The organism is Flavobacterium sp. Root935, assembly GCF_001429295.1.
In the GTDB taxonomy this organism is placed as follows: domain Bacteria; phylum Bacteroidota; class Bacteroidia; order Flavobacteriales; family Flavobacteriaceae; genus Flavobacterium.
Map to the genome: position 1 here is coordinate 294131 of NZ_LMJL01000010.1, position 12163 is coordinate 306293.

At 32.8% G+C, this 12163-nt stretch carries 15 protein-coding genes; 8 read left to right on the forward strand and 7 right to left on the reverse strand.

Translation table 11 applies throughout. From position 1 onward, the window contains the following. Positions 1 to 64 precede the first annotated feature (64 nt). The 4 genes from ASE40_RS12225 (at position 65) to ASE40_RS12240 (ending at position 3770) form a co-directional block, all read left to right on the forward strand. The gene (locus ASE40_RS12225) at positions 65 to 1546 is read left to right on the forward strand and encodes a helix-turn-helix domain-containing protein (RefSeq protein ID WP_057117670.1); all 1482 of its coding nucleotides are present in this window, start codon (positions 65 to 67) and stop codon (positions 1544 to 1546) included. 6 nt (positions 1547 to 1552) lie between these two features. Then, positions 1553 to 1912, forward strand: a complete 360-nt coding sequence (locus ASE40_RS12230) for a hypothetical protein (protein WP_057117290.1) — start codon at positions 1553 to 1555, stop codon at positions 1910 to 1912. 328 nt (positions 1913 to 2240) lie between these two features. Continuing rightward, the gene (locus ASE40_RS12235; protein WP_057117293.1) at positions 2241 to 2957 is read left to right on the forward strand and encodes a pirin family protein; all 717 of its coding nucleotides are present in this window, start codon (positions 2241 to 2243) and stop codon (positions 2955 to 2957) included. A 279-nt stretch (positions 2958 to 3236) separates the two neighbouring features. Continuing rightward, positions 3237 to 3770, forward strand: coding sequence for a YceI family protein (locus ASE40_RS12240; RefSeq protein WP_057117295.1), 534 nt, complete (start codon positions 3237 to 3239; stop codon positions 3768 to 3770). A gap of 149 nt (positions 3771 to 3919) precedes the next feature. Here the strand turns inward: ASE40_RS12240 and ASE40_RS12245 are convergent, their stop codons facing one another. After that, positions 3920 to 4783 (reverse strand): helix-turn-helix domain-containing protein, encoded by an 864-nt coding sequence (locus ASE40_RS12245; RefSeq protein ID WP_057117298.1) that lies wholly within the window; start codon positions 4781 to 4783, stop codon positions 3920 to 3922. Between the two features lie 170 nt (positions 4784 to 4953). Here ASE40_RS12245 and ASE40_RS12250 point away from each other — a divergent pair, with 170 nt between their 5' ends. Both ASE40_RS12250 and fabD read left to right on the forward strand, forming a co-directional pair. Then, complete coding sequence (locus ASE40_RS12250; RefSeq protein WP_057117300.1) at positions 4954 to 5316, forward strand: DUF983 domain-containing protein; 363 nt, start codon at positions 4954 to 4956, stop codon at positions 5314 to 5316. A 73-nt stretch (positions 5317 to 5389) separates the two neighbouring features. Then, positions 5390 to 6265, forward strand: a complete 876-nt coding sequence (gene fabD, locus ASE40_RS12255) for an ACP S-malonyltransferase (protein ID WP_057117303.1) — start codon at positions 5390 to 5392, stop codon at positions 6263 to 6265. 84 nt (positions 6266 to 6349) lie between these two features. Here fabD and ASE40_RS12260 read toward each other — a convergent pair whose 3' ends face one another. The 5 genes from ASE40_RS12260 to ASE40_RS12280 all read right to left on the reverse strand — a co-directional run bounded on the left by ASE40_RS12260 (position 6350) and on the right by ASE40_RS12280 (position 9644). Beyond that, the gene (locus tag ASE40_RS12260; protein ID WP_057117306.1) at positions 6350 to 6676 is read right to left on the reverse strand and encodes a hypothetical protein; all 327 of its coding nucleotides are present in this window, start codon (positions 6674 to 6676) and stop codon (positions 6350 to 6352) included. Next, positions 6661 to 6855 carry a hypothetical protein gene (locus tag ASE40_RS12265; RefSeq protein WP_057117310.1) on the reverse strand — a complete coding sequence of 65 codons (195 nt, stop codon included), beginning with the start codon at positions 6853 to 6855 and terminating at the stop codon, positions 6661 to 6663. The genes ASE40_RS12260 and ASE40_RS12265 overlap by 16 nt, the downstream gene beginning before the upstream one ends. Before the next feature lie 184 nt (positions 6856 to 7039). Further along, positions 7040 to 8053: a UDP-glucose 4-epimerase GalE gene (galE, locus tag ASE40_RS12270; RefSeq protein ID WP_057117313.1), complete on the reverse strand. Its 1014-nt coding sequence runs from the start codon at positions 8051 to 8053 to the stop codon at positions 7040 to 7042. A gap of 13 nt (positions 8054 to 8066) precedes the next feature. Continuing rightward, positions 8067 to 8507 (reverse strand): nuclear transport factor 2 family protein, encoded by a 441-nt coding sequence (locus ASE40_RS12275; RefSeq protein ID WP_057117316.1) that lies wholly within the window; start codon positions 8505 to 8507, stop codon positions 8067 to 8069. 3 nt (positions 8508 to 8510) lie between these two features. Next, the gene (locus tag ASE40_RS12280; protein ID WP_057117320.1) at positions 8511 to 9644 is read right to left on the reverse strand and encodes a DegT/DnrJ/EryC1/StrS family aminotransferase; all 1134 of its coding nucleotides are present in this window, start codon (positions 9642 to 9644) and stop codon (positions 8511 to 8513) included. A gap of 132 nt (positions 9645 to 9776) precedes the next feature. On the opposite strand from ASE40_RS12280, the gene ASE40_RS12285 reads away from it, so the two are divergent. Both ASE40_RS12285 and ASE40_RS12290 read left to right on the forward strand, forming a co-directional pair. After that, positions 9777 to 11006 (forward strand): 3-deoxy-D-manno-octulosonic acid transferase, encoded by a 1230-nt coding sequence (locus tag ASE40_RS12285; RefSeq protein ID WP_057117324.1) that lies wholly within the window; start codon positions 9777 to 9779, stop codon positions 11004 to 11006. 350 nt (positions 11007 to 11356) lie between these two features. Next, the gene (locus ASE40_RS12290) at positions 11357 to 11572 is read left to right on the forward strand and encodes a hypothetical protein (RefSeq protein WP_057117327.1); all 216 of its coding nucleotides are present in this window, start codon (positions 11357 to 11359) and stop codon (positions 11570 to 11572) included. Positions 11573 to 11692: 120 nt separating this feature from the next. Here the strand turns inward: ASE40_RS12290 and ASE40_RS12295 are convergent, their stop codons facing one another. After that, positions 11693 to 12076, reverse strand: coding sequence for a hypothetical protein (locus ASE40_RS12295; protein WP_057117330.1), 384 nt, complete (start codon positions 12074 to 12076; stop codon positions 11693 to 11695). Positions 12077 to 12163 lie beyond the last annotated feature (87 nt).

Consider the following 12163-nt stretch of genomic DNA (forward strand, 5'->3'; position numbering starts at 1 on the left):
ACGTTCGCTAAAATTTAAAAATATTTTTTTGGCGATTATTTGTAAATCAGTTACATTTGATATTATGGATATCGAAAAAGACTATATAAAGCTGATATTTGGGCTTAAACTCAAGCAAGTCAGAACACAAAAAAATCTTTCTCTTTTTGGCTTAGCCAAATTGACGAATCTTTCAAAATCGTATTTAAACGAAATTGAAAAGGGAAAAAAATATCCAAAAGCAGACAAAATTTTGCTTCTATGCAAACATTTGGATGTGAGTTATGACCAAATGGTGTCTTTAAAACTAGATAATAACCTGGCTCCTATTGGCGAAATTCTAAAATCTGGAATTCTAAAAGAGATTCCGCTTGACCTTTTCGGAATTCAGGAAGCGGATTTAATAGATATTATTGCTAATGCTCCAGCCAAAGTCAATGCGTTTATTAGTACCATTATAGAAATTGCACAGCATTATAATTTAAGCCGTGAAAGTTTCTTTTTAGCCGCTTTACGATCGTATCAGGAAGCGCATAGTAATTATTTTGAAGATTTAGAAGAGAGAGTAATTGCGTTTTCTAAGTCGTTTCAGATCAATCTCGATTCAAAAATTACTATTGAAGAATTAGAAGCGATTTTAAAAGAAGAATACGAATACACTATAAAAGAAATTGCTTTTACAGATCAGGAAGCTTTGGGCGATTTGCGTTCGATTTATGTTCCGAAAAGCAAAACTTTATTACTTTCAACAGAACTTGACGCTCCGCAGAAAGCTTTTATTTTAGCTAAAGAAATTGCTTATAATTATTTGAAAATTTCAGATCGTCTGCTGACATTCAGCTGGATTAAATTTGAAAATTTCGATCAGGTTTTGAATAATTTTTATGCTTCGTATTTTGCGGGCGCTTTGTTATTGCCGAGAAAATTGGTTGTAGACAAAATCAATAATTTCCTAAATAATGAAAAACCAAATCCCGAAGAATTTGTTTCTTTAATTGAAAGCTTCGAAGTTTCTCCTGAATCGTTTTATCAGCGTTTAACGAATTTACTACCGAAAGATTTTCAGCTAAAAAATTTATTCTTTTTAAGAATGTCGCATCCTATTGGTTCAGATGTTTATCAGATAAAAAAGGAACTTCATATTACGAATCAGCAAGAACCGCACGCTAACGAAACCAACGAGCATTATTGCAGAAGATGGGTTTCGGTAAAAACTATAAATGAAGCGATCAGACAAAATAAACCGCATTTTTTTGATGCTCAAATTTCGAGTTATGTGCATAGCGGGAATGAATATTTAGTTTTTTCATCAGCAACAAAAGACCCTTTTGTAGAAAATAATATTAGAAGCATTTCAGTTGGAATTTTAATTAATCCGACAATGAAAAAGAAATTCAAATTCATTGAAGGAAAGCCACTTATTAAGCGAATTGTTGGTATCACTTGTGAAACTTGTGATGTCAAAAACTGTCTCGAAAGAGCTGCACCGCCGATTGCCCTGGAAATGAAAAAACGCCATGACAACACAGATTTTGTTGTACAGCAGTTTATTAATCAATATAGTTAGAACGTTATGAAATATTTTGCTTTAACAATAACGCTGTTTCTTATTAGCTTCAATCAGAAGACAGACAAACTTACCGGACGTTATAATTATTTAATTGAAAACAACAATGTCTATATTCAAAAGGATAAAATTACTTTTAAGGATAGTGTTTTTGTCTTTGATAACAAGTTTATGCCAAAGGGGAAAATTTCTTATGGCAATACAATATTATTAGACAATTTCATCAATACTGATTTAATTATAAGTATCCCAAAAGATCAAATTAAAAAAGATACTATTGAATTTTTCATGCATGATAAGAAAAGTTCAGCTGCTAATTATCTTGATGAAGTGGTTGGGAAAGGGAAATTGATTAAAATCAAGTAATAGGAGTTTTTTTTTTNACTAAACATATCTTCTCACAATCTTGTCATCTCGACAAAGGAGAGATCTCACTAGAAACTCCTATCCTATAATCTTCAATCTTTGTCGAGCCACTTGTGTGATCTCTCCTTCGTCGAGATGACAAACTGTGTGTTAGACGCATTACTGTGGGCCTCTACCTTAAAAACCTTTGAACCTCTGCAACTTTGAGCCTTTGCACCTAAAATCTAAAAACCTCAAAACCCCAAAAATCTTTCTTAATCTAGATTAAGTGCTTTTCCTTGACCTTGGCGGTATCTTTGTACTATAAAAATAACAAAACACATAGGTCATGGAAAATATAGTATTACATAAAGCAGAAACAAGAGGAAACGCAAATCACGGATGGCTTAACGCTTATCACAGTTTTAGTTTTGCAAGCTGGTACAATCCAGATAGAATTCAGTTTGGAGCACTTCGTGTTTTGAATGATGACACGATTGCGGGCGGAATGGGTTTTGGAACACATCCTCACGATAATATGGAAATCATTACGATTCCATTAGAGGGCGATTTGGCGCACAAAGACAGTATGGGAAATACTGAAATCATCAAAAATGGTGATATTCAGGTAATGAGTGCCGGAACTGGGGTACAGCACAGCGAGTTTAATCCGAACGCAGATCAACAGACTAAATTGTTGCAAATCTGGTTGTTTCCAAATAAAAGAAACGTTGCGCCGCGTTACCAACAAATTACTTTGGATGTTGCGGACAGACATAATAAACTTTCTCAGATTTTATCTCCAAATGCAGATGATGACGGAGTTTGGATTCACCAAGACGCTTGGTTCAATATGGGTAATTTTGACTCAGGTGTATCTACTGAATACACAATCAAAAAAGAAGGAAATGGCGTTTATGCTTTTGTTTTAAAAGGAAACGTTACCATCAACGGTCAGGAATTAAACACTCGTGATGCAGTTGGAATTTCAGGAACTGACATTTTAAAAATTCAAGCCAATACAGATGCTGAATTTTTATTGATGGATATTCCGATGAACTATTAATTCAAACAAAAAACAATTAATACCTGTACTTGGAAACGATAATAAATCTATAAATCAGATTGTTATCGTTTATTTTTTTGTAATTTCAATAAATAAAGAAAAAAGTCTCCCGCAGATTTTGCAGATTTTATCTGTGAGAAAAACTTATATCTCAACCTAGATTTTCGTAAAAGAAATTACCTCATTTTTTATTTCTTAATCTAGGTTAAGTGCTCAAAGAATACTCTCACCGTAACTTTGTCCTATCAAAATGAAATTAATTATTTAAAAAATAAAATTATGGCAACTACAAAATGGTCAATTGACCCAACTCACTCAGAAATTGGTTTTAAAGTTAAACACATGATGTTTACAAATGTTTCAGGAAAATTTGGAACATACGACGCTACAATTACTACAGAAGGAGACAACTTCGAAAATGCAGCAATTGAATTTTCTGCTGATATCGCTTCTGTCGATACTGCAAATGCAGACAGAGACGGGCATTTAAGAAGCGGCGATTTCTTTGATGCTGAAAATCATCCAAAATTAACTTTCAAGGCAACATCTTTCAAAAAAATCAATGAAGGAAGCTATGAAATTACTGGAGATTTAAACATTAAAGGCGTTTCTAAAAGCGTAACTTTTCCTGTAGAATACAGCGGAATCTTGACTGATCCTTGGGGAAATACAAAAGTAGGTTTAAGCATAGAAGGAAAAATTAATCGTAAAGATTGGGGTTTAAACTGGAACTCAGCTCTTGAAACTGGTGGTGTTTTAGTAGGCGAAGAAGTTCGTTTGAACATTGAATTACAATTTGTAAAACAAGCTTAATACTTTATAATAGGTTTTAATTTGGTTGGTTAAGAAGCCTGCACCTTTTCTCGGGAGTGCAGGCTTTTTTTTNTAATCTGTGGCAAAAATATTTCACCTTTAGAGAGAACAGATCCGTGGAAATTTGTGCAATTCGTGGCGAAAAAAAATCAGCGCACTGTATTTCTAAATTCTGTTGGGGACATTCCAGTTTGTTTTTTAAAAAATCTGGAGAAATACGAATAATCTTCGTATCCGACTTTAAAGGCAACTTCGTTTACAGCTAATTGTTTATCGATCAACATTCTTTTTATTTCCAAAATTACGCGGTCTGTAATCACTTCTGTGGCGGTTTTTTGGAGGATTTCATTACAGATTCTGTTCAAATGTTTCAGGGTGATATTTAGTTTTTCTGCATAAAAAGATGGCAGTTTTTCCGTTCTGAAATATTTCTCTAAAAGCGATTCAAATTTATTGATTTTGATATTGTAAGAATGAGTCTGGTGCGAATAGGTTTCACCGTATTTGCGAGCAATTTCGATATGAATCGAATCCAACAAATTCAACATTTTGTCGAGCTGATACTTTAAATTCTCATTATTTTCCTGTATCAGCAGATCAAAATAAGGCTGGATTTTCGGAATTTCATTTTCTTCAAAAACCATTTCTGGTCGATTATGAATAGAATGATAAAAATTATATTCGTTTATATTTTTCTGTCTGAAGTATAAATTGTACAATTCCTGCGAAAAGATAATCACAAAACCTTCAATATCTTCAGATAAACTCCAATGATGCATTTGTCCTGGCTGCAGCACAAAAAGACTTCCTCTTTTGATTTCAAATTGATCAAAATCGATCTCGTGCAATCCTGAACCTTTCGTAAAAAACACCATTAAATAGGAATCGTGACGGTGCGGTTCTTCGACAAAACTGTGACTTTTTAAATGCTCTTTAAAAGTATTCACATAAAAATCTCGGTGAACATCATTGCAGCTAAAATTCTGAACACTATAAATTGGATATTTCTTCATGCGCTATTAAATTTTAGATTGTAGATTGCAGATTTTGGAATTTGGAATTTGGAATTTGGAATTTGAAAACTTAAACAAAATGTCTTTATTGTGCTATAAGTAGCGAAGATATAAAAAAGACTTTTATCCTGCTCTATATTACCTTTGTATAAATAAAAAACAACAAGATCATGTCAAATGCATTAACTCATATTTTAAGTAACGAATGTCCTGTTTGTCATAAAGGAAAAGTGTTTACAGACAAAAATATATTTTTGACTTTTGGACTTCCAAAAATGAATGAATACTGCAGTCACTGCCATTATAAATTCCAAAAAGAACCTGGCTATTTCTTTGGCGCTATGTATGTAAACTACGGATTAACAGTCGCTCAAGGTATTGCAACCTATTGTGTTGCACAGTTTTTCTTTGAAACAAATTTCGATTTAAGAATCATTCCGATTATTGCAATTGTTATTACTTTGCTTACTTCTTTCAACCTGCGATTTTCAAGATTAGCATGGATTTATATGTTTAAGGATTATACGAGCTAAAAAAATACTATTTTTGCCTTCCAATTGAAACTAATTTTCAATTTTAAAAAAAAGTAAAAATTAAATTAGACAAATGAAAGCATACGTATTTCCAGGTCAGGGCGCACAGTTTACAGGAATGGGCAAAGACTTATATGAAAACTCGGCTTTAGCCAAAGAATTATTCGAAAAAGCTAACGAAATTTTAGGTTTTAGAATTACTGATATTATGTTTGAAGGCACTGCCGAACAACTAAAAGAAACTAAAGTTACACAGCCAGCGGTATTTTTACACTCTGTTATTTTAGCTAAAACTTTAGGCGAAGATTTTAAACCAGAAATGGTTGCAGGACATTCTTTAGGAGAATTTTCAGCTTTGGTTGCCAACGGAACTTTATCTTTTGAAGACGGTTTAAAATTAGTTTCTCAACGTGCTCTTGCTATGCAAAAAGCCTGCGAAATTACTCCATCTACAATGGCAGCAGTTTTAGGCTTAGCTGATAATATTGTGGAAGAAGTTTGCGCTTCTATCGACGGAGTTGTGGTTGCCGCAAATTATAACTGCCCAGGGCAATTGGTAATTTCTGGTGAAACTGCAGCGGTTGAAAAAGCTTGTGAAGCCATGAAAGCTGCGGGAGCAAAACGTGCTTTAATCTTACCTGTTGGAGGAGCTTTTCACTCGCCAATGATGGAACCGGCAAGAGAAGAATTAGCCGCTGCAATTGAAGCGACTACTTTCTCTACTCCAATTTGTCCGGTTTACCAAAACGTAACTGCAAATGCTGTTTCGGATGCAAATGAAATTAAAAAGAACTTAATTATACAATTGACTGCTCCTGTAAAATGGACTCAATCGGTTCAGCAAATGATTGCTGACGGCGCTACTTTGTTTACTGAAGTTGGCCCAGGAAAAGTATTAGCTGGTTTGATTAATAAAATTGATAAAGAAGCTGTTACTGCGAATGCTTAATTTTTAAGTATTCAGTCTCGGTTTTCAGTTTGAAACTATACTTATAAAAAATCCTCATAAATATTTATGAGGATTTTGTTTTTTCTATAGCTCACTAACTTCTAAACTATTATTATTTATAATTGCTGTTATTAAATAACTTTGATCTCTTTTTTCAAAAAACACGTACCAAGTTGTTCTGGTATTGGGTTTATAAAAAATATAATTTAAACCTAAATACTGAAGTGGTTTTGGAGTTTTCTTATGTGAAGATTTTTTTATTCGTTCAGGAATCGCATCATAAATATGTGAAACATACTCTTCAGCAGATTGAATAAAACCAAAATATTCTTTTTTATACAGAGTGACAACTAAATCATCAAGATAATGAATGACACTTGAAGTATAAATAACTTCTATTTTCCCCACCATTCTCTGATTCTTCTAATTGATTCCGCTTTTGCCTCTTCCGGTGTAAATCCTTTTGCAAACTCGGCATCAAAATCAAAAGTCTCTCGATCTATTCCTTTAAACTTAGGCTTCTGAACTTCGTATTCAACTCTGGGTTCTTCAACCTTATTGCTTTTTTTATTTTCTTTTTCCGAGTCCATAATTCCTACATTTTTAATCTTACAAATTTACAAAATAAATCGGAACAAAATAAAAATCCCAAATAATCTAAATTGATTATTTGGGATTTTTCACTTATTGTTAGACGCACTGCAGTGCGTCTCTACAGAATATATTTGTCGAATTTACTTATATAGTCAGAAAACTGAAAACTGAGACCGAAAACTAAGAACGAACTTTCTGTTCCCATTTCCAAGCGCTAGCCATTGCTTCGTCTAAGCTTAGTTCTGCTTTCCAGCCTAAAACATTGTTCGCTTTATCTGTGTTTGCGTAAGCCTCGGTGATATCACCTTCGCGGCGCGGTTTAATTACGTATGGCAATTTTTTATCGCTTACTTTTTCGAAACTGTGAATTACTTCTAGAACTGAACTTCCTTTTCCGGTTCCTAAATTAAACGTTTCAACTTTCGCCAAATTCTTTTTATCCAACAAACGCTTTAACGCAATAACGTGTGCTTTTGCTAAGTCGACAACGTGAATGTAATCACGAACAGCTGTTCCATCTGGAGTTGGATAATCATTTCCAAAAACCGATAATTCCTGACGCAATCCTACTCCTGTTTGTGTAATAAAAGGAACTAGGTTTTGAGGAACTCCTAATGGTAATTCTCCAATTTCAGTTGAAGAATGTGCTCCAACTGGGTTAAAATAACGCAATAATATAGCGCTTATATTAGTTACTTTCGCAGTATCTGTTATAATCTCTTCTCCAATTTGTTTCGTGTTTCCATAAGGAGACATTGCTGTCTGCACAGGAGCATCTTCTGTAATTGGCATTTTTTCGGCTTGACCATAAACCGTACAAGATGAGCTGAATATAAAACTCGCCTCTGGTTTTTGCTGTAATTCTTGTAAAAGATATACTAAACTGCTAATGTTGTTTTCATAATACAACAAAGGCTGTTCAACACTTTCACCAACTGCTTTTGAAGCAGCAAAATGAATAACCCCAGTAACATCGTTATGTTTTTTAAAGAAATCCCGAACGGCACTTTTTTCTCTTAAATCAATTTTTTCGAATAAAGGCGTTTTTCCTGTTATCGCGGTAATTCCTTTTAAAACATCTTCTGAAGAATTCGAAAGATTATCAATTATCACAACTTCGAAGCCTTCATTTTGCAATTCGACTACCGTGTGAGAACCAATAAACCCTAATCCTCCTGTTACTAATACTTTCATTTTGTGGTTGTTTTTATGTAGTTAATTTGTAAGCCTGCCTTGCAATAAGGATCCATTTATTTTTTTGCTTTTGCCAAACAAGCATTATTCCTATTTTAATATCTCTATCAATGCCATCATCTTTGGTATGAGCTGCCAGGACATGTCGAACTATAGCAACATCACCTTGAATAGTTATAGTCTGATTCTGAAAATCGATAGATACAAAATTAGATTTCCCGCTAACTATTCCGTCAATAAATTCAGCTTGATTTTGAAAATTACCATTTGAGTGGACATAATTTAACTTATCTGAAGTTAATACCTTCAATTTCGCACCATCAGCATCAATCATTGCCTGACGCAAAATTTCAACTTGAGTACTAACAGCATTTTCTTCTTTAGCATTTGTTTTTTGAGCAAAAACCGAATACTGAACAAGAATCATCAAAATTAAAAGGCTTAATTTCTTCATAATTTATTTATTCAGAAATTCTAAAACAGAATCGGTTATAAATTTAATCTGCTCGTCATCAAGTTCTGTATGCATTGGCAAAGCAATTACTTCCTGCACTAATTGGTTTGTAACTGGAAATTGCTCTTCTTTATAACGAGGATCTACATATGCTTTTTGCGAATGCAATGGAATTGGATAATAAATTGCACATGGAATTCCTTTATCTAATAAATGCTGCATTAGAGCATTTCTATCTGCATCTAAAATTCTTAATACATATTGATGAAAAACGTGATCATTTTCGTTTGCATCAAAATCTGGCGTAATGATATGTGCATTTCCAGCGAAAGCTGCATTATATTTTGAAGCCGCTAAACGACGTGCTTTATTGTACTCGTCTAACAAAGGTAGTTTTGCATTTAAAACTCCGGCCTGAATACTATCTAAACGTGAATTTACACCCACAACATCGTGATGGTAACGTTCGTACATTCCGTGATTTACAATTCCTCGGATGATGTGCGCTAATTTATTATCGTTGGTAAAAATTGCTCCACCATCTCCATAACAACCTAAGTTTTTAGAAGGAAAGAATGAAGTCGCAGCAACATGACCAATTGTCCCCACTTTTGATTTTGTTCCAGATTTAGAAACATAATCAGCACCAATAGCCTGCGCATTATCTTCAATTACATATAAATTATGTTCGGCTGCAATTTCCATGATAGCATCCATGTTGGCAGCGCGTCCAAATAAATGCACTGGAACAATTGCTTTAGTTTTTGGAGTAATCGCTTTTTTAACTGCTTCGATATCGATGTTCATATTATGTAAATCAACATCAACTAAAACTGGAGTTAATTGCAGCAAAGCAATAACCTCAACAGTTGCGGCAAAAGTAAAATCGGCAGTAATAACTTCATCTCCCGGTTTTAAATCTAACCCCATCATAGCTATTTGAAGAGCATCTGTTCCATTTGCACATGGAATTACATGTTTAGCTCCTAAATAGTCTTCAAGATTTTTTTGAAACTGATGAACCAAAGGTCCGTTAATATAAGTATTTGTATCTAAAACCTCTTGAATTGAAGCATCTACAGTAGATTTTATTTTTTCGTATTGACTTTTTAAGTCAACCATTTGTATTTTTTTCATTTTCGATATTTTATTTAAAAAGCCTTTCTATTAAACCAGAATGCCAGAAAGAAGGAACAAAAATAGTTATTAATACCTTCAAACCAATGAAAATAAACGAAAGAAATGTAATTTAGCTGCAAAAATTACTACATGCTTTTTTTATATAATTTAGCCGTTTCTTTAGCAGCGTTTTTTCTTAAAATAGTTGCACTTTTTAGTCCGAAAATTAAACTTTTTGTTGAAGGCCGAAAAAATGTGTTTTCTATTTTAGAAGAAAAAATCAAAGCAGATGACAAGACCATCTGGTTTCATTCAGCTTCATTAGGCGAATACGAGCAGGGACTTCCTGTAATTGAGAAAATAAAAGAAAAATATCCTTCACACAAAATTGTTGTTACTTTTTTTTCGCCTTCGGGATATGAGGTTCGTAAAAATAATAACGTTGCTGATGTCACTATTTACCTTCCTTTGGACACAAAAAGCAACGCTAAAAAGTTTTTAAAATTAGTTCATCCCGAATTGGCTTTCTTTATTAAATATGAGTTTTGGCTCAACTATTTAAAAGAATTAGAAAAAAGCAAAACTCCGACTTATTTGATTTCTGGAATTTTCAGAGACAATCAAATGTTCTTTAAATGGTATGGCGGATTTTATAGAAAAGCATTAAAAGCATTTACTTTCTTTTTTGTTCAGAATGAAAGTTCCAAACAAAAAATAGAATCAATCGGATTTACTAATGTTATTGTTTCCGGCGATACTCGTTTTGACCGTGTTGCTGCAATTTTAGAAAGAGATAACAAACTTGGTTATATTGAAAATTTCAAAAATAATCAGCCAGTAATTGTTTTTGGAAGTTCTTGGCCAAAAGATGAAGTTTTAATTGCCGAATATATCAATCAAGCACCAGAAAATGTAAAATTCATCATTGCTCCTCACAATATAAAAGCAGATCAAATCGCTGAGCTTAAATCACAAATTACAAAATCAACGATTTTATTTTCTGAAAAAGAAAATAAGGATTTATCAAAATACGATGTGTTTATAATCGACACCATTGGGCTTTTAACTAAAATATACAGCTACGGTACAATTGCTTATGTTGGCGGCGGATTTGGTAATCCTGGAATTCATAATATTTTAGAACCTGCTGCTTTTGGAATTCCAATTGTTATAGGTCCTAACTATTCTAATTTTGCAGAAGCCGTTTCGCTTGTGGAATTGCAAGGATGCATGGTAATTTCTAATACAGTTGAATTAAAAAAGACTTTCGACCAATTACTATCTGATAATGAATTATTTACAAAAAAGAGCAGCATTTGCAAATCATTTATTCAAGATAATAAAGGAGCCACAGAAACTATCATAAAAACCATTTCGTAATTGTTTTTATTCCAAAATTCGTCGCGATTATATCTTTTTTATGATAATTAAACCCATAAAAACATATTTTAAGTTTAATTAACCAAACAGAATAATCCTTAAAAAACAAAATAAACCATAACAAACGGAATTAAAAGAGCCAAAAGAGCGATAGAATTTTCAACAAAAAATAAATTACACAAAACATACAATAATATAATTTATTTTTGTTAATTTGGCATATTATTTGATAACTAAGATAATCGTGAGTAAGGAAAATATTTTAAAAAAAAAGTGAAAAAATATTTTACATATTAAAAAATTTATATCTTTGCCACGAATTAATAATTAACCTTTTATAATAAAGTAAGATGAAAAAAGTATTTTTAAGTTTAGCTGTTGTTGCTGTTTTAACTGTTGTATCTTGTAAAAAAGCTGACGCTGCTGCTTCAGAAGCTGCTGTAGATTCTACTGCTGTTACTGTTGATTCAGCTGCTGCTGTTGTTGATTCAGCTGCTGCAACTGTTGATTCTGCTGCTGCTAAAGTTGATTCAGCTGCTGCTAAAGTAGAAGAAGTAAAAAAATAATTAGAACCTAGTTTCTAACGATTTTAAAACCATCTTTTCAGATGGTTTTTTTTATGATCAATTTTCACAGAATTGATTAGCTTCATAAAAAAAAGCGCTCACTATTGTGAACGCTTTTTTTTATTCTATTACTTCTTCCAATTCTTCCTCAGTCTCCTCATCATCAAAGATCAATTCATTTGAAGAGAAATCCAAAATTTCCGATCTGGAAGCATAAGTTACAATTTCCTTAATTCCTTTCTGCAAAAGCAATTCTGTACTGTATTTACGGCTTGTCGCAAATTGAGCATCACCAAGCATCAATTTAAAAAAATACTTCCCGCCAGAGCCTTTAAATTTCAAAAACTTTGCAAGTTCAATATTCGCTTTAAATTTCTCAATATCTTCCTCACACTCAAACCTCAATTCATAACTCAGACTTGTAAAAATAACCTTCCCTTTTCGCGAAGTAAATGTAAATTTATATTCATCGTTAAAACGCCTACTGATTACAAAAGCACCCATTTATAATTTTAGATTTTAGATTGGAGATTCTTAGATTCTTAGATTCTTAGATTCTTAGATTCTTAGATTCTTAGATTCTTAGATTCT

Bases quoted from the DNA above. Each gene is read 5' to 3' on its own strand.
- ASE40_RS12225 (WP_057117670.1), top strand. From the start codon at position 65: ATGGATATCGAAAAAGACTATATAAAGCTGATATTTGGGCTTAAACTC.
- ASE40_RS12230 (WP_057117290.1), top strand. From the start codon at position 1,553: ATGAAATATTTTGCTTTAACAATAACGCTGTTTCTTATTAGCTTCAAT.
- ASE40_RS12235 (WP_057117293.1), top strand. From the start codon at position 2,241: ATGGAAAATATAGTATTACATAAAGCAGAAACAAGAGGAAACGCAAAT.
- ASE40_RS12240 (WP_057117295.1), top strand. From the start codon at position 3,237: ATGGCAACTACAAAATGGTCAATTGACCCAACTCACTCAGAAATTGGT.
- ASE40_RS12245 (WP_057117298.1), bottom strand. From the start codon at position 4,783: ATGAAGAAATATCCAATTTATAGTGTTCAGAATTTTAGCTGCAATGAT.
- ASE40_RS12250 (WP_057117300.1), top strand. From the start codon at position 4,954: ATGTCAAATGCATTAACTCATATTTTAAGTAACGAATGTCCTGTTTGT.
- fabD (WP_057117303.1), top strand. From the start codon at position 5,390: ATGAAAGCATACGTATTTCCAGGTCAGGGCGCACAGTTTACAGGAATG.
- ASE40_RS12260 (WP_057117306.1), bottom strand. From the start codon at position 6,676: ATGGTGGGGAAAATAGAAGTTATTTATACTTCAAGTGTCATTCATTAT.
- ASE40_RS12265 (WP_057117310.1), bottom strand. From the start codon at position 6,855: ATGGACTCGGAAAAAGAAAATAAAAAAAGCAATAAGGTTGAAGAACCC.
- galE (WP_057117313.1), bottom strand. From the start codon at position 8,053: ATGAAAGTATTAGTAACAGGAGGATTAGGGTTTATTGGTTCTCACACG.
- ASE40_RS12275 (WP_057117316.1), bottom strand. From the start codon at position 8,507: ATGAAGAAATTAAGCCTTTTAATTTTGATGATTCTTGTTCAGTATTCG.
- ASE40_RS12280 (WP_057117320.1), bottom strand. From the start codon at position 9,644: ATGAAAAAAATACAAATGGTTGACTTAAAAAGTCAATACGAAAAAATA.
- ASE40_RS12285 (WP_057117324.1), top strand. From the start codon at position 9,777: ATGCTTTTTTTATATAATTTAGCCGTTTCTTTAGCAGCGTTTTTTCTT.
- ASE40_RS12290 (WP_057117327.1), top strand. From the start codon at position 11,357: ATGAAAAAAGTATTTTTAAGTTTAGCTGTTGTTGCTGTTTTAACTGTT.
- ASE40_RS12295 (WP_057117330.1), bottom strand. From the start codon at position 12,076: ATGGGTGCTTTTGTAATCAGTAGGCGTTTTAACGATGAATATAAATTT.